The organism is Pauljensenia sp. UMB10120, from assembly GCF_030212035.1.
GTDB classification, from domain to species: domain Bacteria; phylum Actinomycetota; class Actinomycetes; order Actinomycetales; family Actinomycetaceae; genus Pauljensenia; species Pauljensenia radingae_A.
The window spans coordinates 373,696-394,662 of sequence record NZ_JASODH010000001.1; the positions used below are offsets into that span (position 1 = coordinate 373,696).

Annotated in this window: 22 protein-coding genes; 6 read left to right on the forward strand and 16 right to left on the reverse strand. The window is 59.7% G+C overall.

The features are described from left to right. Nucleotides 1-13 precede the first annotated feature (13 nt). Nucleotides 14-292, forward strand: a complete 279-nt coding sequence (locus tag QP093_RS01635; protein WP_058236881.1) for an Lrp/AsnC family transcriptional regulator — start codon at nt 14-16, stop codon at nt 290-292. On the opposite strand, the gene trpD is transcribed toward QP093_RS01635, so the two are convergent. The 6 genes from trpD to QP093_RS01665 form a co-directional block, all read right to left on the reverse strand. Then, nucleotides 278-1,339, reverse strand: coding sequence for an anthranilate phosphoribosyltransferase (trpD, locus tag QP093_RS01640; protein ID WP_480293982.1), 1,062 nt, complete (start codon nt 1,337-1,339; stop codon nt 278-280). The two genes, QP093_RS01635 and trpD, sit on opposite strands and share 15 nt — an antisense overlap. A 5-nt stretch (nt 1,340-1,344) precedes the next feature. Then, nucleotides 1,345-1,731: a DNA-binding transcriptional response regulator gene (locus tag QP093_RS01645; protein WP_092648508.1), complete on the reverse strand. Its 387-nt coding sequence runs from the start codon at nt 1,729-1,731 to the stop codon at nt 1,345-1,347. A 53-nt stretch (nt 1,732-1,784) separates the two neighbouring features. Then, a complete protein-coding gene (locus tag QP093_RS01650) occupies nt 1,785-2,780 on the reverse strand; it encodes an FKBP-type peptidyl-prolyl cis-trans isomerase (RefSeq protein ID WP_285014275.1) in 996 nt (331 codons plus the stop codon). 32 nt (nt 2,781-2,812) lie between these two features. After that, the gene (erpA, locus tag QP093_RS01655) at nt 2,813-3,166 is read right to left on the reverse strand and encodes an iron-sulfur cluster insertion protein ErpA (protein WP_058236551.1); all 354 of its coding nucleotides are present in this window, start codon (nt 3,164-3,166) and stop codon (nt 2,813-2,815) included. Between the two features lie 71 nt (nt 3,167-3,237). Further along, nucleotides 3,238-4,191: a glycerate kinase gene (locus QP093_RS01660; RefSeq protein WP_285014279.1), complete on the reverse strand. Its 954-nt coding sequence runs from the start codon at nt 4,189-4,191 to the stop codon at nt 3,238-3,240. Beyond that, nucleotides 4,191-5,582 carry a M20/M25/M40 family metallo-hydrolase gene (locus QP093_RS01665; RefSeq protein ID WP_285014281.1) on the reverse strand — a complete coding sequence of 464 codons (1,392 nt, stop codon included), beginning with the start codon at nt 5,580-5,582 and terminating at the stop codon, nt 4,191-4,193. The genes QP093_RS01660 and QP093_RS01665 overlap by 1 nt, the downstream gene beginning before the upstream one ends. 53 nt (nt 5,583-5,635) lie before the next feature. Here QP093_RS01665 and QP093_RS01670 point away from each other — a divergent pair, with 53 nt between their 5' ends. Further along, nucleotides 5,636-6,283 (forward strand): DUF3043 domain-containing protein, encoded by a 648-nt coding sequence (locus tag QP093_RS01670; RefSeq protein ID WP_058236549.1) that lies wholly within the window; start codon nt 5,636-5,638, stop codon nt 6,281-6,283. Here QP093_RS01670 and QP093_RS01675 read toward each other — a convergent pair. Further along, nucleotides 6,280-7,335 carry a quinone-dependent dihydroorotate dehydrogenase gene (locus QP093_RS01675; protein ID WP_058236548.1) on the reverse strand — a complete coding sequence of 352 codons (1,056 nt, stop codon included), beginning with the start codon at nt 7,333-7,335 and terminating at the stop codon, nt 6,280-6,282. The two genes, QP093_RS01670 and QP093_RS01675, sit on opposite strands and share 4 nt — an antisense overlap. A gap of 18 nt (nt 7,336-7,353) precedes the next feature. Further along, nucleotides 7,354-7,824 (reverse strand): hypothetical protein, encoded by a 471-nt coding sequence (locus QP093_RS01680; RefSeq protein ID WP_285014283.1) that lies wholly within the window; start codon nt 7,822-7,824, stop codon nt 7,354-7,356. 135 nt (nt 7,825-7,959) lie between these two features. On the opposite strand from QP093_RS01680, the gene QP093_RS01685 reads away from it, so the two are divergent. Further along, nucleotides 7,960-8,814 (forward strand): TrmH family RNA methyltransferase, encoded by an 855-nt coding sequence (locus QP093_RS01685; protein ID WP_502929361.1) that lies wholly within the window; start codon nt 7,960-7,962, stop codon nt 8,812-8,814. Here QP093_RS01685 and QP093_RS01690 read toward each other — a convergent pair. The 3 genes from QP093_RS01690 to QP093_RS01700 are packed head-to-tail and all read right to left on the reverse strand — an operon-like array spanning nt 8,776 to nt 11,194. Continuing rightward, entirely contained in the window at nt 8,776-9,540 is a 765-nt protein-coding gene (locus QP093_RS01690) for an HAD-IIB family hydrolase (RefSeq protein ID WP_285014287.1), read from the reverse strand. The genes QP093_RS01685 and QP093_RS01690 overlap by 39 nt on opposite strands. Beyond that, nucleotides 9,537-9,671: a methionine/alanine import family NSS transporter small subunit gene (locus QP093_RS01695; protein ID WP_092648501.1), complete on the reverse strand. Its 135-nt coding sequence runs from the start codon at nt 9,669-9,671 to the stop codon at nt 9,537-9,539. The genes QP093_RS01690 and QP093_RS01695 overlap by 4 nt, the downstream gene beginning before the upstream one ends. Beyond that, nucleotides 9,668-11,194, reverse strand: a complete 1,527-nt coding sequence (locus QP093_RS01700) for a sodium-dependent transporter (protein WP_285014289.1) — start codon at nt 11,192-11,194, stop codon at nt 9,668-9,670. The genes QP093_RS01695 and QP093_RS01700 overlap by 4 nt, the downstream gene beginning before the upstream one ends. Before the next feature lie 115 nt (nt 11,195-11,309). Here QP093_RS01700 and deoD point away from each other — a divergent pair, with 115 nt between their 5' ends. Beyond that, complete coding sequence (gene deoD, locus QP093_RS01705) at nt 11,310-12,017, forward strand: purine-nucleoside phosphorylase (protein ID WP_070726542.1); 708 nt, start codon at nt 11,310-11,312, stop codon at nt 12,015-12,017. A gap of 5 nt (nt 12,018-12,022) precedes the next feature. Here deoD and QP093_RS01710 read toward each other — a convergent pair whose 3' ends face one another. Beyond that, nucleotides 12,023-12,958: an AEC family transporter gene (locus QP093_RS01710; RefSeq protein WP_285014292.1), complete on the reverse strand. Its 936-nt coding sequence runs from the start codon at nt 12,956-12,958 to the stop codon at nt 12,023-12,025. Nucleotides 12,959-12,996: 38 nt separating this feature from the next. Between QP093_RS01710 and QP093_RS01715 the strand changes: the two genes are divergently transcribed. Then, a complete protein-coding gene (locus QP093_RS01715) occupies nt 12,997-14,241 on the forward strand; it encodes an alpha-amylase family protein (protein ID WP_092648497.1) in 1,245 nt (414 codons plus the stop codon). On the opposite strand, the gene QP093_RS01720 is transcribed toward QP093_RS01715, so the two are convergent. Both QP093_RS01720 and QP093_RS01725 read right to left on the reverse strand, forming a co-directional pair. Further along, nucleotides 14,238-15,266, reverse strand: coding sequence for a glycosyltransferase family 2 protein (locus tag QP093_RS01720; protein ID WP_285014294.1), 1,029 nt, complete (start codon nt 15,264-15,266; stop codon nt 14,238-14,240). The genes QP093_RS01715 and QP093_RS01720 overlap by 4 nt on opposite strands. A 5-nt stretch (nt 15,267-15,271) precedes the next feature. Then, nucleotides 15,272-16,087, reverse strand: coding sequence for an alpha/beta fold hydrolase (locus QP093_RS01725; protein ID WP_058236541.1), 816 nt, complete (start codon nt 16,085-16,087; stop codon nt 15,272-15,274). Nucleotides 16,088-16,156: 69 nt separating this feature from the next. On the opposite strand from QP093_RS01725, the gene QP093_RS01730 reads away from it, so the two are divergent. After that, nucleotides 16,157-16,960 (forward strand): Cof-type HAD-IIB family hydrolase, encoded by an 804-nt coding sequence (locus QP093_RS01730; protein ID WP_058236540.1) that lies wholly within the window; start codon nt 16,157-16,159, stop codon nt 16,958-16,960. Here the strand turns inward: QP093_RS01730 and brnQ are convergent. Further along, nucleotides 16,950-18,335 carry a branched-chain amino acid transport system II carrier protein gene (brnQ, locus tag QP093_RS01735; RefSeq protein WP_285014296.1) on the reverse strand — a complete coding sequence of 462 codons (1,386 nt, stop codon included), beginning with the start codon at nt 18,333-18,335 and terminating at the stop codon, nt 16,950-16,952. The two genes, QP093_RS01730 and brnQ, sit on opposite strands and share 11 nt — an antisense overlap. Nucleotides 18,336-18,349: 14 nt before the next feature. Continuing rightward, nucleotides 18,350-20,920 carry a GH116 family glycosyl hydrolase gene (locus tag QP093_RS01740; protein ID WP_285014299.1) on the reverse strand — a complete coding sequence of 857 codons (2,571 nt, stop codon included), beginning with the start codon at nt 20,918-20,920 and terminating at the stop codon, nt 18,350-18,352. Nucleotides 20,921-20,967: the final 47 nt, after the last annotated feature.

A 20,967-nucleotide genomic window follows, 5' to 3' on the forward strand; every position in this document is an offset into this window, starting at 1 on the left:
GGAGAGGATGACCATGCTGACCGCAATTGTTCTTGTCAACGCTGAGATCGACAAAATTCCCGAGGTTGCACAGGCGCTTGCTGACCTGGATGGCGTCAGTGATGTGTATTCAGTGACCGGTGACATCGACCTGGTCGCCCTCGTCAAGGTCCGCGAGTACGAAGACCTTGCCGAGGTCGTGTCAGATCAGCTGGGAAAGGTCCCGGGTGTCACTCAGATGCGTACGCATATCGCGTTCCGCTCATTCGCATCCCAGGACCTTGAAGAGGCGTTCCACCTAGGCCTTGAGTGAGGCCGTCTTGGAGACCTCAATCCACCGCTTGAGCAGATCAGCTGCCTTGCCACTGTCGATCGTCTCGCGCGCCATATCGATACCGGTGCGCATACGGTCGGTCAGTGAGCCGTGGGTCGGGCCGACGCCATCGTGACGTCCGAATGCTGCCAGTCCGGCTGCGACGTTGAGCAGCACGGCGTCACGGATCGGGCTTTCTTCTCCGTCCATGATGCGGTAGACCACTTTCGCGTTCTCATGGGCTTTGCCACCGCGCAGGTCTTCAAGCGTTCCACGCTTCATGCCGAACTCTGCGACGGGATCGATTTCGCTGAAGGTGATTTCACCGTCGTGCACTGCCCAGATCTGAGCAGGCTCAATTGAACTGAGCTCATCCAGGCCATGATTCTTTCCGCGGAACACAAGAGCCGACTGGCCGCGCTGAGCGAACACTCCTGCCATGAGCGGTGCGTGACTTTCGTTGGCAACACCAATCGCAGATGTTTCAGGCTTGGCAGGGTTGGTCAGCGGACCGAGGATATTGAACGCTGTTGGGAAGCCGAGAGCGCGGCGCACAGTTGCGGCAAAACGCATTGACGGGTGGAACTTGTTGGCGAACAGGAAGGTAATTCCCAGTTCGTCGAACACCTGAGCCACACCGCTGGGCGACAGATCGATCTTGATTCCCAGTTCTTCGATCACGTCAGCTGATCCGCACGACGAGGTTGACGCGCGGTTACCGTGTTTGACCAGGGGCACTCCAGCAGCGGCGAGGACAATCGCTGACATGGTGGAGATGTTGACCGTATGTGCCCCATCACCGCCCGTGCCGACAATGTCGAGCACATCGGTGGGAACATCGACAGGTTCGGCGTGATCCTGCATGCCGTCAGCCAGACCGCGGATCTCACTGACGTAGGGGCCTTTAGCCGATAGTGCCGTCAGGAAAGCAGCGAGTTTCACGTCGCCCAGTTCGCCCGTCATCACACGGTCCATGACCGCATATGTCTGTTCGTAGCTCAGGTCCTCACCGGCAAGGAGGCGTTCAATAATATCAGTCCACTCCATGCAAATCACTCCTGAAGGAGGCGTGCCAGAGTTTCCTGCAGCACGATGGGATCAATTGGCTCAGGTACGGTGGCCGCTGCACCGGACCATTGCGCCAGCCAGTCATCTTGCTGGCGTGCCGTGATCATAATGATGGGTGGAACATTATCCATGGTGGTCAGCAGGCGTTTGGCGACAGCCATACCGCCTTCTTTTTCGGTCTCACCGTCAAGGATCAACGCCGCAAACTCAGAATCTTTGACTGCTTCAACGGCTCCGAAAGCGGTGGCAGCTTCAACGTATGTGACGGTGGGAGTGTCTCGACCGGGACGCACGCCCGCCCCCGTTATGACTGCTTTTCGGGTATCCACATCATCACTGAAGACAAGGACGTTCACATTCTGTTCGGTCACGATAGCTCCTTAGTCACGAAAGTCGACTTCGAGTCATTCTATCTGTTTACAGGTCAGAGCGATCCAGCCAGATCAAAAATGGCCACGTCGCGCAGCATCTGAACCTCGCCTGACTGTGATTGATCCGAGGTTGGACGCGGATCGGCCATATCGATGACGACCATGAGTCGTGATCCGACTTTGTGACCTTCCAGTTGCGCCAGGTTGGCGACTGGTGCAAGGTTCGGGACGTCCCATATCTGTGTCTGTCCTTCATTCTGCACGCCCACCACTGCTTCAACGGCACGCAGGACAGCGTAATTGTCCTTGGTCAGTTCAGGACCTGTTCCCTCGGAAATGAGGTACGTTCCTGGTTCGGGGTTCGCGCCTTCGGCCAGCGTCAGTTTCGGAGCAGTTCCCAAGTCACCTTCCACGGTGACACCGTCGGGCAACGCTGCATCTGTAAGCGTGGCGCTCTTGAGCTGATCCACATCAGCGGTATCGACCGCATTGTGAATATCAACAACAAAGGTCAGAGTTGACTTGGGTGGAATCGAAGCCTGTCCTTGCTCCCCGTATGCCCACTGCCATGGGATGACCAATTCGACCCGGTCCCCCACGTGTTGACCTGTCAGTCCGGCTTTCCATCCGACAATCACGCGATCCAGTGAGAACGCAATGGGCTTCCCGCCTTCTTTGAAGGTGGAGTCAAATTCCGTTCCGTCCCACAGAACACCCTTGTATGCCACCTGCACGGCATCGGTGGGTTGAACTTCGCGGCCGTCACCTTGCACAAGTGTTGTCGCAATGATGGTGTCGACGGGTTCGGATCCGGTGCTCGGGGTAATAACAGGTTCTTCCCCAAAATCACCTTTCACCTCGGGAATCGTCTGCGTGCCTGAGCGGTCAACTTTTGGCTCATCGGAGGGAGCAGGACGGTTCTCATCACCGGATTGGCTTGCTGCCTGGCCTGATTGACCGGACTGTGAGGAGTCGCCGGACGAGCATGCGCTCATCGTTGCGGCCAGAAAGAGGGCAGCGACAACCGCCGTGATTCGCTGAAATTTCACGTACAGGACCTTTGTTTGAGGGGGGAAATGGTTTAGTGGAAGGATTCTCCGCATGCGCAGGTGTTACGCGCATTGGGGTTGTCGATCGTGAATCCCTGGCGTTCGATCGTGTCTGAAAAGTCGATGGAGGCTCCGGCAAGGTAGGGAACGCTCATACGATCGACGACAACTTCGACTCCTTCGAAGTCACGGATGGCATCGCCGTCAAGCAGGCGATCGTCAAAGTAAAGCTGGTAGATCAGACCCGAGCAGCCCCCTGGCTGAACGGCGATGCGCAGACGCAGGTCGTCGCGGCCTTCCTGGTCCAGCAGGCTCTTAACTTTCGCGGCAGCCGCGTCAGTCAAGGTCACTTCGTGGGCCGGGGTTTGTGTCTCAACGTCAGACATGTTGCTCCTCATCATTTCAGTACTCGTAGATCCAGCCTACGACGCTCATAAGCAACGCGCCACGACCGTGTTCATATCGTGGCGTTTTCCACGCCGGGTATCCACGTGCGAGCCAGGCGCATTCCAGCAGCTTCAAGCACCTCGTAGTCATCCTGTTCGTTCTCAGCGATACAGGTCGGCATGAGTGCTCCAGGATGCGTGTCAATTATCCCGTGGATCCCCCACTGCGCTTTTTCCAGTGCCGACAGTGTCGTCGATTCGCACACGAGGACGACTGGCAACGCATGGCGACCAGCATGGTCGGTCAGCGTGTCGATGAGGGTATCATGCAGCAGTGGGTCGTGCGCGCAGGGCTCAAGGATGACGACCAGATCCGCCTGCTCCATGCGCTGGTCAAGATTGAGGGTTCTGGCCAGGGCCTCGCCTGTGGGCACGATGCTCCCACCGCACAGGGCGAGCATACCGGCCGCTCCTCCTGCCGCGCCACTGCCTTCCAGACGTGACACGTCCGTTGTATCCCGATGTGTGGCAAACAGGCGCGTCAGGCGGCTCGATAAACCCAGGTTCTGGTCATGACGAGCCGTCCCGTCTGCGTGTGTCGACAGTACCGAGGTAAAGCCGAGCAAGCTGCGCCTGGTCGAGGCGAGCGCGACCACCTCGCGTAGCCTGCGGTCCGATTGCGCGCGGTGCAGTGCCTGTTCCATCTGCTCGTACGTGTCGACAGGCAGCGAGGTGATGGCACTGAGAAATTCGCTTCCCCCGTCTGTGCAGGAGGTATGACCACCTTCGAGCACGGGAGTATCGCCCTGGTCGAGGAGGCGGCGAAGTTCCCGGCCTGCGTCGCGTGTACTCGTCGCGGAGTCGGGGACACGAACGATGAGGCGATCGGATGCGACGAACGAGCCGGGTCCGAACACGATCGGCTCACATGCCGCGTCGCGCACACGCTGAATACCCCGCGCGACCGCTTCCAGTGCTGGGAGGGCGCGCGGGGCGAACCAGTGTCCGACGATAAGGACGCGCACTACCTGCGTGCGCGCTTGGCAGTGCGGGCCAGCAGGAGCGCTTCTGCCAGGATCGCGGCCTTCAGGTCGGGGATGCTCTGCGACTCGTTTTCGGAGTGCGCATTCGTGAAGGGGTCTTCCACGCCCGTCACAAGGACCTCTGCTTGCGGGAAGTGCTTCTTGAAGTGGGAGATGAACGGGATTGATCCGCCCACACCCTTATTCACCGCGTCAGTGTCCCACGCGGTGTCCAGCGCCCAGTGCAGATCGCGGGCAGGTTCGGAATCAAGGTCGGCCAGGAATCCCGGTGAGCACTTTTCCACTGAAATCTCGATGGCAGCGCCGAACGGAACATGTGCCTTGAGATGCTCGATCAGCTTGTCTCGAGCCTCGGCCGGGGCCTGGTTGGGGGCCACGCGCATCGACAGGCGGAAACGTGCGTGCGGGGCGATCGTATTGGATGATTCCGCAACAGAGCGAACGTCCATGCCAATAACGTTGATAGATGGCTTTGTCCACACGCGCGCCGCCAGGTCACCCGATCCGGCAAGCGTCACTCCATCAAGGACGCCAGCAGCCTCACGATACTCGTCTTCAGGCCAGTCTATATCGGACGTGTCGGTGGCTTTGAGGCCCTCGACAATCACGTTGCCGTCCTCGTCGTGCAAGGTCGCAATCATGCGCGCAGCGATTGTGACAGCATCCATGATCGGACCGCCGAATGCGCCGGAGTGGACAGCGTGCTCGAGTACGCGCACGTCCACGGTCACCACGGCGTTGCCACGCAGTGACGCAGTCATCGCGGGAATCCCCGGTTTCCAGTTGTCACCGTCAGCAACCACAATGACGTCAGCGTCCAGCTTGTCAGCGTGGGTCGTCAGAAAGTTTTCGAACGAGGGGGAACCAAGCTCCTCTTCACCTTCGATGAAGACACGCACGTTCAGGCCCAGATCATCGGCAAGGGTGCGCAGGGCGCCCAGGTGGACGATCACGCCGGCGCCATCATCGGATGCGCCGCGGCCATAGAGCCTGTCCCCCTTAACGGTGGCGTCGAACGGGTCACCGTCCCAGCGGTCGAGTTCACCAGTGGGCTGAACATCGTGGTGTGCATACAGCAGGACGGTGGGCGCTCCCTCGATGACGGGGGTGTGTCCAACAATGGCTGGCTCACCCTGTCCGCCGAAAGGCGAGTCGGCACGTAGAATCTCAGTCTCCAGGCCAAGATCGTTGAAGAGCTTGCTGACGTGTTCAGCTGATTTCTGCACGTCGTCCTGATGCTCCGGAAGGGAGGAGACTGACGGAATGGATACGAGTGTCTTGAGTTCGTCGAGCAGCTCGTCGAAATGCTGATCGACACGTTCACGCAGCTCCTGGACTGAGGGCGTGAGGTCATCATGAGTAGTGGTAGTCATATCACTGAGTTTAGTAGTTCGGCTTGTGGGTCTCAATCAACTACCCTAAAGGTGTGTTATTCCGTAAGAAATCTTCAGAAGAGTCAACGACAGCCGCTCCCGTCGACGAGCCGACGCATGAAGCGAGCGCAAAGAAGGGCCGTCCGACGCCGACGCGCCGACAGGCTGAGGCGCGCAGGAATCGTCCGCTGGTGCCGGCTGACCGTAAGGAAGCCCGCCGACAGGCCAAAGAGAAGCGTGATGAGCGTTTCCGCCGTGAACAGGAAGCGATGACGACGGGAGACGAGCGCTATATGCCGCCCCAGCATCGTGGCCCTATCCGTCGTTTCATCCGCGACTACCTGGATGCCCGTTGGTCGATCTGCGAGTTCATGATGCCGGTGATGCTGGTTTTCATCGCATTGTCGCTGGCATTTTCCTTCATCGCACCGGCGCAGCAAACCAACGGTCAGCTCCCCGTCGTCATGATGGTGATGTTCATCTTCTTCTACGGCGCGTTGCTGCTCTGCATTATTGAGGGCGTCATCGTCTGGCAGATCCTCAAACGTCGTATCCGCGAGCGCTTCCCTGACAAGGTGATCCCGCGCGGCTCGTGGTTCTACGCTTTTTCACGCATGCTGATGGCACGCCGCTGGCGCTCGCCGGCTCCTCAGGTGGGACGCGGCGAGTTCCCGAAGGGGTCGAAGAAACAGAAAGACTAGTTCAGGGCCAGGGCGCGGTTCATCGCGCCCGGCCACGTCGGCCCTTCGAAGACGAATGCGCTGAATGCTTCAACGAGGTCGGCACCGGCATCCAGCATGGCCTGAGCCTGAGATGCGGTGAAGATCCCGCCCGTGCCGATCAGAAGCTGATGGTCGTCCAGGTGCTCAGCAACCAGAGACACCACATCGAGAGCACGCGGGAACAGCGGGGCTCCTGAAACGCCACCTTCTCCCCACTCGTGATTGATCGTCGTATTGGTGGCCACTATCCCGTCCAGTTTCATGTCCCGGCTCATGGAGCACACCTCGATGATGTCGTCGTCGCTCAGGTCGGGCGCGATTTTCACCAACAACGGCACGTGACGGCGCTGCTGCGCCGCATCGGCTCCGCGTCGCGCAGCCTCCAGGATGGGGCGAAGCTGATCGACAGCCTGCAGGTCCCGCAGTCCCGGAGTGTTGGGTGAGGACACGTTGACGACAATGAAGTCCACCCACGGCGCGACTTTCTGGGCACAGATCTCGTAGTCACGAGGCGCCTGGTCAGGTGGAGTGACCTTGTTCTTTCCGATATTCGCCCCGACGATACAGCGCCTGCCGTGACGGGTGGATCGCAGCTCACGTAGCTGCGCAACAGCCTGGTCGACACCCTCGTTATTGAATCCCATCCGGTTGCGCAGGCCGGCCTGGTCCATGAGGCGCCACAGGCGTGGCTGGTCGTTCCCTGGCTGCGGTCGGGGTGTGATCGTCCCAATCTCGACGAATCCGAATCCCAGCGCGCACATGCCCTCAATGGCGCGTGCATCTTTGTCCATTCCGGCTGCAAGACCCAGGCGTCCGTGCACGGTGCGCTCACCGATTGTCGGCAGCGAGCGCGTGGGCCACAGCAGCATGGAGCGTGCATGCGGATCCCAGTATCCGATGGTGGCGCGCATCAGTGCGCGGATTAAGCCGTGTCGTCCTGCCCACGCAACGGCGTTAAGGCCTGCATGGTGGGCACGTTCAGGATCAGTGCGGTGGATGACGCTGCGAAAAAGCCATGAGTAGACGGACATGGATCTAGCCTAGCGTCTCTAGTCCCACCATAACCACCACGCCAGATGCCCGACCGGATCATCCAACAAGATGCGGTCGCATTCGTCGGGTGCCAGACAATGCAGCGCGTATTTGTCGCGCAGATATGGCCAGGCTCGCGTCACACCGTCCGGTAATGAGTGACGTATCACGAGCGCATCGACACTGACTCGTTCGTCTCGTCGCGGCTGGCGAATGACATAACCGCTCACGTACACCTCCTGAGGGAAAGTGATCGCAGCATCGAGCGCGGCTTCAACCGTCGGCCCTCCATTTTGCGAACACTGCAGGTTTTCTGCACTCAGCAGGCTCCTCAGCTCGCGAGCATCGTCCCCACCAACCATAGTGAAGCGACAATAATCGTGATCATCCAGCTCCATGTAAGGAGCCAAAAGAACTGTGATGCCACTCGTGTCGAGCCATCCTGCAGGCCCATACATTCCCTCTACCTTCGTCTGCTCGGTCAGCATGATGTCCTCCTTCTGTGTCGGTGCGTGCAGTTCACCGCATGAGGATCGACCTGTGCCAGCACGCGCCTGGGCTTTGTGGATTGACGAGGGTACCCACGGTGCGCTGTGGATAAACGATGGAGCATAATGGCGGGTGTGATCATCGATTTAACCGCATGTCAGAGCCTGGAAGACGTGGAAGCAGCCGTACCGGACGGTGCGCTTGCTGACTACACGTGCATGACGGACGTCAAGCTGCGTTCAAGCATGGAAGTGGAACGCGGACTGTACATGGCGGAATCACACAATGTGATCATGCGGGCACTTGAGACGAGGCATCACCCGCGCTCATTCCTCATGGCGCCGCGCTGGCTCGAGCAGATGGAGCATCTGCTGGCATCCTCGACAGGAAGTGTTGACGGTGGTGACGTGCCCGTGTATATCGCCTCCGAAGAGGTGCTCGAACACATCACCGGATTTCACCTGCATCGCGGGGCTCTTGCCGCTATGCAGCGTCCCGAGCTGCCGGACGTGTCGGACCTCTTGGCACGTTCGCGCCGGATCGCTGTGCTGGAAGACCTGGTTGATCACACGAATGTCGGTGCAATCTTCCGTTCTGCAGCTGCTCTGGGTGTTGACGCTGTCATCGTCACACCTCGCTGCTGTGATCCGCTGTATCGGCGCTCCGTCCGTGTCTCCATGGGCACGGTCTTTCAGGTGCCGTGGACTCGGCTGGATACCTGGCCAGCCGTTGACGTGCTGCGCGAGGCGGGCTACTGCACGGTCGCCTGCGCACTCAGTGATGACTCACTGAGTCTCGATGAGTTCGTGGCGAACCCTCCGGACAAGAAGGTGGCATTGCTCTTCGGTACTGAGGGCGACGGATTGTCGCGCCGCACCATTGAGCAGACAGATCTGACGGTGCGTATCCCGATGGCCGGCGGTGTGGATTCGCTGAATGTGGCTGCTGCGTCAGCAGTGTTCTTCTGGGCGACTCGCGCACTCAATTAGCTGCGCGATCACCTCAGCACACTGCTCCCATCCTGACACTGGGATCGTCGTGAATCCTGCGGCTTTCACCGGGTAGTCGTTGCCACCCTCGTCAAGCCTGTCCCCGACAAACACTATGTCGCTGACTGCAATACGTGTTGCCTCGACCAGGTGGCGCATGCCGAACGCCTTGTCAACGCCCTGCCGGGTGATATCGACAGATGTGGACCCGCCACCGCGTACCGACAGCTCAGGAACGTCGCGGGCGACCCGCTCAGCCAGTGCAACTTTCTTCGTTCCGTCCGGGTCCCATGCGCGCTTGGCCTCCAGGGGCGCTTCCTGCCCCAGGGCAGAGAAGGTGATCTGTGATCCTCGATCTTCAATAATGTCTCCCCAGGTGTGGCTTTCCCAAATTCCCAGGTCGTGTGCGTGCCGAGTCAGGGACTCGATGGCCCGCTGGCGCTCGTCTGCGCTCAGATCCATCGCGTAGATCTGGTGCCACTGCTGGTCGCGATACCTGAAGTAGCGGGTTCCACACGTTGGCATCAGGTGCAGGCGCTCAAGCTGCGCGTCGTCAGCGTGCAGGTGCGCCAGGACCTGTGTGCGGAATTGGCCGATGTGTCCTCCGGAGATGATGCACACGTCGGCAACGTCGAGGAGCGCGCACAGGCGCTCGTCCATCAGGGGCGGGAGCGACGACTTCGAGGGGGCTAACGTATCGTCCAGATCGAAAGCTGCCAGTTTCACTCGACAGGCTCCTCAATGGTGTCGTCAACGTCAGGCTGCTTGAGGGTCTTGAGTGCGACGGTCGAGGCGACGAGACCTCCCCACACGAGCAGGATCGAGATGACCATCAAGATGAGTGCGCTCGCTGTCATTGTTCCAGTCCTTTCGCGCGCGAGTCGAGGGAGTGATGCCACTTGGTCACCGTCATGATAACGGCGAAGACGATGATTGCCAGCAGCATTCCCCAACCGAACATGCCGACAAAGGAGGTAGCATGCCCGTCATATCCGTGCATCACATAGTCGATGAGTGCGCTGATAAGCATGAAGCCCAAGACGATCGGGCTGATCACACCCACGACGAGGTCCCAGAAAGCGGGAACTCGGATCGATGAGACCGAGTTGAGGTGCAGACGCAGTCCCTTCAGGCGCGGACCGGCGAACGCGGAAAGCAGGCACAGCGCCATGGCAGAGGCGACCACGCCGATGTTGTTGACGAAGGTGTCGATGACGTCGAGGACATTCAGTCCCGAGCGCACACCGAACAGTCCCAGCGACAGCACCATCGCAGGCACGCCCATAATCATCGCAGCCTTACGCGGGGTGACTCCGAACTTGTCCTGGATGGAGCCGGAAACAACCTGCAACAGTGACAGCAGCGAGGTGATTCCTGCCAGCGTCAGGGACGTGAAGAACAGGACGCCGAAGATGGGGCCGCCCGGCATCATCGAAATAATCTGCGGGAAGGTCACGAACGACAGGATCGGGCCGGTAAGGCCTTCCAGTTCGTTCACGCCAACGTGTTGAGCATGTGCCATGAAGCCGAGGGCGGCGAATACGCCGATGCCGGCGAGCAGCTCGAAGGATGAGTTGGCAAAACCTGCAACAAGGCCGGTTCCGGTCAGGTTTGACTTGGGCTTGAGATAGGAGGCGTAGGTCGCCATGATGCCGAAGCCCACTGACAGCGAGTAGAAAATCTGTGCAAACGCTGCCAGCCACACATGCGGATTCGTCAGCTGATCCCATTGCGGGGTGAAGAAAGCGTTAAGTCCTTCCATGGCGCCAGGCAGGAACAGTGCGCGCACCACCATCACCACGAACAGGATGACCAGTAACGGCAGGAAAATACGGTTCGCCAGTTCCACGCCCTTGGTCAGTCCGCGTCCCACGATGAACAGGACGAACAGCCAGATCACGGCCAGGGGGACCAACACTGACAGGACGGGTGTCCATGACACTGAATCTGATCCGTCGAGTTGGAGGAACGTTTCGAGGAAGAAGGTCTGCGAGTCATCTCCCCATGCCAGGGTGATGGAGTGCCACGCATAGCTGGCCGCCCAGGCAACCACCGCTGCGTAGTAAATGAAGATGACGAAGCAGACGCCGACCTGGAACCAGCCGAGGAATTCTCCGCCGGCTGTCATGCGGCGCAGCGCCCACGGCGGTGAGCCACGCAGTTTATGACCGATCGCGTAGTCAAGGAAGAGGATCGGGATACCGACGCAGACGAGTGAGACGAGGTACGGCACCAGGAATGCGCCACCACCGTTGGCGTAGGCCACGCCTGGAAAACGCCAGATGTTCCCCAGGCCGATAGCTGAACCAATGGCTGAGATAAGGAACGCTGTTTGACCGGACCACGTTTCGCGACGCGGTTTGGTTTGTTGTGAGCTCATTTTCGTCACTCCATCACTTACGGGATGAAGCTCACGCTAGAGTATTGTCAGCGCGCGGTGAAGAAGTATCCGCATATCGGATGGTCTCGCGCCACACGAGAACGAAGGAAGGCCCATGTCGACCCCACACATTGCAGCTGAGCCAGGTGATTTCGCCCCCGCAGTCCTGATGCCGGGTGACCCGAAGCGTGCCCAGCGTATTGCTGAAACAATTTTGGACTCACCGCGACTGGTCACTGATGTGCGCGGCATGCTGGGCTTCACCGGCACTGTCGACGGTCAGCCACTGTCGGTGATGGGATCGGGAATGGGTCAGCCTTCCGCAACGATCTACGTCACCGAACTGATGAAGTTCTTCGACGTTCAGCGCGTGATCCGCGTCGGCACGTGCGGCGGAATCTCACCGAAAGTTCATGTGGGCGACACGATCGTCGCGATCGGTGCACACACGGATTCCGCAATGAATCAGCTGCGCATTCCCGGTGTCAATTTCAGTGCGGTCGCCTCGTTCAACCTGGCGCGAGCCGCCGTCGAGGCCGCAACCGAAGACGACACTGTTCACGTGGGAACGATTATTTCGCGTGACCACTTCTACTTCGCGCCCGACGGTCAGACACAACGCCTGGCGGACTATGGTGTGTTGGGCGTGGATATGGAAGCTGCCGCGATGTATGGCGTGGCGGCAGAGTGCGGCCGAGAGGCACTGACCGTGTTGACGTGTTCGGATCACCTGCTTGACTCGTCGTCGGATATGACGGCGCAGGAACGTGAAACACAGTTTGAGACGACGCTGCGTCTGGCGGTCGCTGCCGCGCTGTCGTGATCTGTCTAAACCAGAGCCGCAAGGTGGAAGAGCCAGGCGATCAGCACGGTCACCGGCAGTGACATGATCGTGGTAATCAGCACAGTGCCCTGCGCGATGTGATTGCCGACGCCTGCCCGCGCTGAGGCGATGAAGGCATTTTGCGCGGTGGGCATCGCGCCCATCACCGTGACTGCCAACAGCGCGTGCCCGTCCATGCCCAGCAGCAGTCCTGCTCCGAACGCGCACGCCGGCTGAACCATGAGTTTGAAGCAGCTGGCGAGTATCACCATGTGCCCGTCCTGGGATCGCACAGTCAGGCGCTGCCCCACCAAGGAAGCGCCAAAACTAATCAAGACCAGCGCCGGCGCGGACTGCCCGATCATCTCGGTCGCGTTGGCGATCAGTGGCGGCACATCCAGGCTCACCGCTGCGCACAGGAATCCGAGGAACGCCGCGATCACCATCGGGTTGGTCACCACGGAGCGTACGATGGTCACAATCGACAGCGTGATACCCGGCGTACACAGGTCGATGAGGACGAAGAACATCGGGGTGAAGAAGCCCAGCTGAAACACCATGATCGGCACGCCGTGTACTGCTGACCCCAGTACGTAGATTGCGATCGGGATGCCGACGTAGGCCGCGTTGTTCAACGAGGACGACATTGCGCCGACCGTCAGATCGCCAATCGTCGGCCGCATCGTCAGGCGAGCGATCAGAGCGAACACGCTGGCGGTGACAACACCGCTTGCTGCTGCCACGACGAGGGGACGGCCGATGACAACATCGAGGTCAGCTGATGCGATCGTGGAGAACAGGAGTGCGGGCGCGGCGATCCAATACACCAGGTCAGTGATGTGTCCAGTAGCATCGGTCTTGAGGATTTTCGTTGCGCGCGCGATCCATCCAACAGCCATAATGACTGCGATGACTGCGATGCCCTCGATGACTTGTCCCACGCGTCTACATTATGACCACGACCAGGAAAGCGAAAGTCATGTCATGGATTGATCACATGGTGTGGTGGCACGTCTACCCGCTGGGAATGTGCGGCGCCCCCATTCGTCCTCCGTTCGGGGCCGACGCGTCGGCGCACCGGATCACCATGCTGGAAAACTGGCTGGACTACCTGATCGAGCTGGGAGCCAACGGCCTGCTTCTGGGCCCGATCTTCCAGTCAACATCACATGGCTACGACATTCTTGACCACTTCGCAGTTGACCCGCGCCTGGGAGATGAAGCTGACTTTGATCACCTCATTGCCGCGTGCCACGAGCGCGGCATCCGCGTGGCATGTGACGGTGTCTTTTCTCACGTCAGCTCTCGGCACCCGCTGGTCAGCGAGGTTCTCGCTGCCGGCCCCGACAGTGAGCACGCGGACTTATTCGACATTGACTGGGAGGACCCCGCAGGTCCGACTCCACGCATCTTTGAAGGTCACGGTGAGCTGGTTCGGCTCAATCACGCCGGTGCACAGGCGCGCACATACGCCACCGACGTCATGACCTACTGGCTTGAACGCGGCATCGACGCCTGGCGTCTGGATGCCGCCTACTCTGTGCCGAGCGATTTTTGGCGCGACGTCATCGACCCCGTTCGGGCGCGTTTCCCTGAAGCGTGGCTGATGGGTGAAGTAATCCACGGTGACTACACCGACATGATCGAGCAGTGCCATTTTGATTCACTGACCCAATACGAACTGTGGAAGGCAATCTGGTCGAGTATCTCGGATCGAAATTTCTTTGAGCTGCAGTGGTGCCTCGATCGTCACAACCATTTCCTCGATTCCTTCACCCCACAGACATTCATCGGCAACCACGACGTCACGAGAATTGCCTCGCAGATCGGGAGCCCACATGTCGGCGTAGCTCTCGCCATTGTCATGACTGTCGGCGGGATCCCATCGATCTACTATGGCGACGAACAGGGCTATACCGGAATCAAAACCGATGAGCTCGGCGGCGACGATCAAGTGCGTCCCTCGTTCCCTGATCTGCCCGACCACCTGTCGAATCTGGGCGAATCAGTGTTCCAGACCCACCAGGCGCTCATTGCGCTGCGTCGCCAGCATCCGTGGCTTGTCCATGCGCGCACGCAGGTGTGCGAGGTAACCAACGAGCAGCTGTCGTACCGCTCCAGCGCGGATGGACACACGATCTGCGTTTTTCTCGACCTGCATGATTCTGACGCGCCGCACGTCACGATCACCGAGCCCGGCGGGCAGATTCTTTTCGCATTCTAATTAAAGCCGAGGACGGCGCGGGCGATGCGGTAGATCGACAGCGGGATGACGCGTCCAGGCGTTCCCGGCAGCGAGATCAGCCGTCCGAGCAGACCTGATCTGACCTGCCGAGTGACCTGCGGGTAGTTTCGGTCAGCTTCCGCCCACAGGCGTTCTTTCTCCTGGACGTGTTCTGGTGTGCCAGAGAGCAACAACATCAGGGAGCACACGATGAAATTGATGCGCAGGTAGTGAATCATGTAGCGATACAGGTGTGCAGGGACAGTGGATTCGTCAGGGGTGCCGGCAAGCATCCCCGCGTTGACGCGCAGCAGCTGGTCGATACGTGAAATCATGACTTTTTCGTTCACTGACTGGTCATCGCGGCCAATGAAGTAGCGGTACAGATTCGCATCGATGTAGCGCAGCGTTCGCACATGCGGCAAGGGCACGTAGGAATACAGGTAGTCCACGTAGAAGGTATGCTCCGGCAGGATCATCCCGGATTGTCTGACCAGCTCGGTGCGAAAAATGAGCGTGTGCATCATGAGGTACTGGTCGTAGCGGCACGCACGCATGTCATCCCACCCAATAATGCGATCAGCAGGAAGAACGTTGAGGAAGCGGACCGCATGCTTATGAGATTTTCCTTGTTTCTCGTAGACGTAGTTCGCCACGTACATGTCGACGTCGTCGCCGCGGTCCTGGTCTGCGGCCATCTGATCCAACACGCGTGTCAGCGAGCGCCGGTCGAGCCAGTCGTCAGAGTCCACGACTTTCAGGTAACGGCCAGCGGCCTCGCGGATGCCGGTGTTGAGGGCGCCGCCATGCCCTGCGTTAGCCTGGTGGACTGCGCGGATTTCAGGGAATCTGCGCGCCAGTTTGTCGGCAAGCTCGGGAGTCTTGTCACTCGATCCATCGTCGATGATGAGGATTTCGATGGGGTGCGCATAGCCGATCAGGGACTCCACACATCGGCGCAGATAATCTTGCGAGTTATACGCCGGGATGATGACGCTCAGCAGTGGCTGATGAGATATGTCCACATCGGTCATAGTACGTGATCGAGAATGATCTGAGTGGCAGGAACGGCATCTCGCAGCACAGCTTCGTGGCCGTGATCCTCGATCGACGCGTACGTGCCGTGTGGCAGCAGCTGTGCCACACGCTTCGTCCAGTCGTGCGGACACACCAGGTCGTCTTCTCCGCGCATGACCAGTGTGGGTGTGGGCACCTGCGGGTAGATGCGTTCAACGCGGTGATCCATCATGGCGCGAATCGTTCGGAAGAACCAGACTGGGCCGGCACGCAGATAATTCGCAACACCCACTGCCATCACGTGCAGCCCATCGTCGGCAAAGTCAGTAATCAGATCCCATGCCTGTTGGTGGAGGGTCCGCCTGGCGGGGTTGATGGTCGGAGCAATCAGAACCAGCTGATCGATCAGGTCGGGCCGTTGCTGCGCCACCTCCACTGCGACCTGGGTGCCCATCGAGTGACCAATCACGATCACGTGACGCAGCTTGTTGTCCCGTATGAAAGCGGCAACGAGTTTGCCGTACTGAGCCATCGACGGGGGGCGCTTCGGAGTGGGTGAATCACCAAAGCCTGGCAAGTCAACCGTATAGGCAGTGCCGTGAGGTGCCAGTTCCCTGGCCAGTCCAGCCAGTGCTCGCCTGCCCATCCCCACGCCGTGAATCATGACGAAGACAGGGCGGGAAGGATCCGGCGCATGTTCCTCGACGCGGTTATCACGCATGGCGTAGACCATGCGGATACGACCGCGCTGGTAGGTGCGTACTTCAACGTCCGAGTCTTCCTGAAAGACCGGGTCGCCCGAGGAATCATCGGTTCCGATATACGCCATCGCTTCTCCTTATTTCAGCTGACCATTCTTCCACAGGTATGACACACTGCCTAATACGAAGGAGGTACCGTGGCTCGACTCGTTCTGATTGATCTTGACGGCACGCTGCTCACACGGACGCAGGACGTGCCACCATCTGCTCAAGCTGCCTGCCGCGAGGCACGCGAGGCCGGACATATTCTGGCCATGTGCACCGGCCGATCCACTCCAGAAATCTACCCGTGGCTGTGGGATCTGGGCTTTTCCGCAGTAATCGGCGGATCAGGTGCCTACGTTGAGGTCGATGGTCAGGTGATCCGCGATGAACGCATCGACCGTGCGGACATTGAATCAGTCAACAAGGTACTGAGCCGCAATGAGTGTTTGTGGGTGTGGCAAAGTTCCGAGGCCATGCATCCGTCTGCCGACTATTTGTCAGTTTTCCCCGGCAAAGATCCCGACTGGGTGCCGTATATGCGCCAGATCGAACCGTACCTGCGCTCCGGGATACCCGATTCGGCCTCGAAATGTGCGTTCCTGGCACCTCGCGCCGGAATATTTGAGGCGATGAGCAGCCAGCTGGATGAGCGTTTCGACATCATCGGTGGATCGGTGGGTACGGCCGATGCGCGCGTCGGTGAAATCCTCAAAGCACAGTGTCACAAACTGACGGGCGCCCATGTGCTGTGTGGTCACCTTGGAATCAGCATCAGTGACGTTGTAGGAATCGGTGACTCCCCCAATGACCGTGAGCTTCTGGCGGGTGTGGGCACGAGTATCGCGATGGGCAATGGAAGCGAAGACGTCAAGGCGATCGCCTCGTGGGTGACCTCCCCCGTTGACGAGGATGGTCTGGCGCGCGCTTTTGAGTACGCCGGATTGATTACGCGGTAGTTCCCGTTTCGGGCAGGTCATGCAGCAGTGTTGACCGGCGGGCAATCTCCGAGGGGCTCTGAATTGGCAGTCCTCGGATTTTGTCGATCACGATGCAGATAGCAGCCAGGATGGCAACTGGCAGGATCCATGACAGTCCTTGACCATACAGCGGCAGCTTCATGATGGCGGGGATCGCCCGACCAATTTCAATGTCGAAGGAACGCAGAAGGTCGTTGAGTGCGAAAACCGCCGCGAGCGCAACCGGCAGGCGATAGGCCCACACCAGGCGGAAACGCAGTGCGGCCTGGATCAGCGTGAGGAAAATCAGCGTAACGGCTACGGGGTAGAGGAGCGCGTTGAGAGGAGCCGCAATGTCGAGGATGACGGTCAGGCCCAGGTTCGCCATCAGTGCGCCGATGATGGTGAAGATGATGCTCCACCCTCGGTAGTCAACAGCAGGGATCAGGGTCGCGAAATAGGAGGCGGTCGAGGTGATCAGGCCAACCGCCGTCGTCAGACATGCCAGAAGGACGATTCCGGAAAACACCCACGATCCTGCTGATCCGAGGGCGACGTGCGAAGCGTAGGCAAGCAGTTCTGCACCGTTGTTGAATTGCTGGCCAACGGAGCGACCCAGATGCCCCAGCCCCAGGTAGACAAGTCCCAGCAGTACTGCCCCGACCACACCTGACATCATGCAGGCGATGACGGAGGGGCGCCCCGCGGGTACTCCACGCGAGTACAGCGACAGCAGGACAACAATCCCGAAGACCAGTGCAGCCAGCGAATCCATCGTCAGGTAGCCCTCCAGGATGCCGGACGTGAAAGGCGAGGACGCGTATTCCTCGCTCGGCGCACTGGGAGCAGCGCTCAGGCGCGCGGATCCCACGATCACCAGGATGACGATCAATGTCAGAAGGGCAGGAGTCAGATACTTGCCCAGCGCGTCGACGATGCCGGCGCGGCGCAGTGACAGCCATAGGCTCAGAGCAAAGAACGCCACGACGAACAGGAGCAGCGCCACTGTGCCCGATATTCCGGTTGGCCCGACAAACCCCATTTCGTACGCAACGTTCGCAGTACGCGGGATCGCGTAGAACGCGCCGATCGACAGGTAGATCAGTGCCGGGAAGATCATCGCGAAAACCTTGCCGGTTCGCTTGGCAATATCTCCCAGCCCGGCGCCAGACACTGCCACCGCAATAATCGCCAGCATCGGCAGAACCACACCGGTTGACAGGAAACCAAGGATCGCCGGCCAGTAGTTCGTTCCAGCCTGCTGTCCCAGTTGTGGAGGGAAGACCAGGTTTCCCGCTCCGAAGAACATGGAGAACAGCATCAACCCCACGACAATGATGGTGGTCGGGATTCCTGCACGCTTCGCAGATGTCACTGGGCGCCTTTCGATCAACTTTCCTGTGCTGCAGACAGTTTAGCGCTCTCTCCAGCTGAGATGTTCACTCCTTCCGGCGCCACGAGGGTATCTGCCACGGTCACGGTCGTGGCATCGATGGTGCCGTACAGGCAGGTCAGTGTGAGGCCTCCCTCGTCGCGCGTCAGCGTGCCCCAACCGGTGCCCGTCATCACGACGAGGCTGCGGCGCGGCTCGCGGGCAATCCTCAGTTCGCCGGTGAACTGGTTCCACGTGATCCCTGTGAGCTCATCGAAGACGCTCCAACCGGACAGCGCGCGCGTGTAGTGGTCACCGCATTCGATTTCGTTGTACGGATTGCGTGTCGTGCCGTCGTAACGCGCCCACAGTCCGTGCAGGACCGCATAGCCTTCGTCGGTGAGCCCTTCGTGCAGGCAGTGTGCCGCCACCTGATATTCGATACCCGTCCACACTTCGTCGCAGTATCGTGTGGGCACATCGGGTCGCCCACCGGTCGGCCATGAGCACATCAGCAGACCCGTTTCCTTGCCGGTAGCGAATGAGCGGTAGGGGTGCTCGAAGTCGTCAAAACCGGTGCGTAGGTTCAGGCGTACAACATTCTTCAGCGCCGTCACCACGTGGTCGCGTGGCAGCAGGTATCCCAGGTCAAGCTGGTGCGCCCACCATTGGCCGATGAGCTGGTCAGACAGACACCCGTCCTTCCACTGGAAGTCGTCGCGATCCCCTTCTTCGAGGACCTGGCGGTAGTACTCGCCGGTGAACAGCGCCTCATCGTAGGCACGTGAGGATGCCTCGAAGCGTTCTCGGTAGTGGCTGGCGCGCTCATCGTCGCCCAGAAGTTTGGAAATCTCTTCCATCGCGCGCAGTGCTGCCAGCCAGTATGTCCCCATGTAGGGGTTGATGCCACACAGGTCAATGTCGTGCGTGGAGGGCTGGATGCCGTGGAGCAGTCCGGTTGAGTCGGGGTCCCATGTGTCTTCGATATAGTCCATCAGCCGCACCAGGTTCGGCCAGTGCTGCTCCAGCCATGCGCCGCCAGCCTGGTAGCGGGCTTCGCGGTATGTGCGCAGAACGATTGACAGCATTCCGTCAAGCGCCGGATCGCCCGGTCCTCCGATTTCTCTGTCCCAGATCTGTGGCGTCTCCAGTGGCAGCAGGACTCGGTGCGGGATGAATCCTTCGGGTGCCTGTGTGATGGTGAACTCTGTTTCGCGCATGGAGCGTTCCATGCGTGGGAAAAGCTTGGCTGTGCCTTGCGCGTAGGCGTGCACGTGCGTGCAATTGAGCGGACATGACCCGCCGACGAATCCAGCCCACATCGGCGTGGATGCGCCCAGGACTCCCTCGAAGGCGAATGTGCGGTCATCAGCACTTTGGAAGTAGCTCGGGGAGCGCACAATTGCGGCCTGTGTGAGCATCCGATCTGCGACTTCGCCGCCCGGTTCGTCGGCCAGGTCAGAGTTCGTCATGGCATCCACCCATGCGCGTGAGTGGTGTTCGAGGGGGTCCCAGTTTTCGTGTACGTACGCGGTGACCTGTGAGGCATCCGACCAGCGTGTGGTGTAGCGGTTTCCCAGCCAGTGTGTGGCCGGAGCGTAGGTAGGTTGTACGCCTCCAAATTGAACGAAGTTGACGTATCTGTTCGGGAAGTGCCATGTGATCGCGACGCGCACTGTGGTGGTTTCACCCGGTTCAAGGAAGAACTGCGAGACCACTCCCCCGTTCCATGTTGATCCTGACGGGCTGGGCATGGGACGCACTGTGATGCCGTTGGGCTGCGGGTCAGGAAGGTCATCTGGAACACCGTTCCATTCGTCGGGGCCCACCGGCTGGCGTGTCGCCATGAAGTCCATGAACTGCGCCGGATCAGTCCACTGAGGAAGGGAGCTGACGCGCGTGCCTGACACGCTCAGGCTCATGGTGCCTGCGCCGGGATCGCGCGGAGCGGATTCGTTTAAGGAGGGGTTGGTCATGGTGAGTTCGGTCCAACCGTCTGCGCGGTGGACGGTGTTGACGTTGCCGCCGTATCGCGGTGAGTGGACGCCTACCGGGTTGGTCATGCCGTCATGACCGATGGCGTTCTGCAGACCTGCGCCGAGCCAGCCGTTGAGCCCGGTCTTGGGGTCAGTGTTCGTGAAGGTGAAGGTGAAAAGGGCGGCAGGTAGTGCGGAGTCATCTTCGTTCAGCGGGATGAGCGGGGTGAATGCGTCGAGCGTGACTTTCACCGGCAGTGTGTCGTCGACGAATGTCACGGTGCCAAATGGATAGTGTCCTTCGAAGGAGGCACTGGCCATCGGTGAGAATTCCTCGAGCAGGTCGCGCTGCCAAGTCGGTACGTCATCATCGTTGATCAGGACTGTTGGTTCGTGCGGCTCACCTGGTTGGGCGATCAGGACACGCTGTTCGTTGAAAGGCGGCTCCCACTGACTGATGCGTAGGGCAAAGAATGATCCGGGTAGCGTTCCCGTGTGATTTCCGATGTTGTGCAGTTGCCATTGTTTGAGCGATCCATCGGCAGCGAGCGCCAGGTTGCCGGTTCCGATCCCGCCGAGGGGCAGAGCTGTGAATGGATGTGGGGTGGTCATCGTCGGCCTTTCATGCAATCGATTACATTTTAGGCTAATATTGCTGA

What these genes read in the sequence shown, in the direction of transcription:
- QP093_RS01680 (WP_285014283.1), bottom strand. Translation starts at nt 7,824, where the DNA reads ATGCTGACCGAGCAGACGAAGGTAGAGGGAATGTATGGGCCTGCAGGA.
- erpA (WP_058236551.1), bottom strand. Translation starts at nt 3,166, where the DNA reads ATGTCTGACGTTGAGACACAAACCCCGGCCCACGAAGTGACCTTGACT.
- QP093_RS01695 (WP_092648501.1), bottom strand. Translation starts at nt 9,671, where the DNA reads ATGACAGCGAGCGCACTCATCTTGATGGTCATCTCGATCCTGCTCGTG.
- QP093_RS01635 (WP_058236881.1), top strand. Translation starts at nt 14, where the DNA reads ATGCTGACCGCAATTGTTCTTGTCAACGCTGAGATCGACAAAATTCCC.
- QP093_RS01665 (WP_285014281.1), bottom strand. Translation starts at nt 5,582, where the DNA reads ATGACTACCACTACTCATGATGACCTCACGCCCTCAGTCCAGGAGCTG.
- QP093_RS01700 (WP_285014289.1), bottom strand. Translation starts at nt 11,194, where the DNA reads ATGAGCTCACAACAAACCAAACCGCGTCGCGAAACGTGGTCCGGTCAA.
- QP093_RS01675 (WP_058236548.1), bottom strand. Translation starts at nt 7,335, where the DNA reads ATGTCCGTCTACTCATGGCTTTTTCGCAGCGTCATCCACCGCACTGAT.
- QP093_RS01715 (WP_092648497.1), top strand. Translation starts at nt 12,997, where the DNA reads ATGTCATGGATTGATCACATGGTGTGGTGGCACGTCTACCCGCTGGGA.
- deoD (WP_070726542.1), top strand. Translation starts at nt 11,310, where the DNA reads ATGTCGACCCCACACATTGCAGCTGAGCCAGGTGATTTCGCCCCCGCA.
- trpD (WP_480293982.1), bottom strand. Translation starts at nt 1,339, where the DNA reads ATGGAGTGGACTGATATTATTGAACGCCTCCTTGCCGGTGAGGACCTG.
- QP093_RS01725 (WP_058236541.1), bottom strand. Translation starts at nt 16,087, where the DNA reads ATGGCGTATATCGGAACCGATGATTCCTCGGGCGACCCGGTCTTTCAG.
- QP093_RS01740 (WP_285014299.1), bottom strand. Translation starts at nt 20,920, where the DNA reads ATGACCACCCCACATCCATTCACAGCTCTGCCCCTCGGCGGGATCGGA.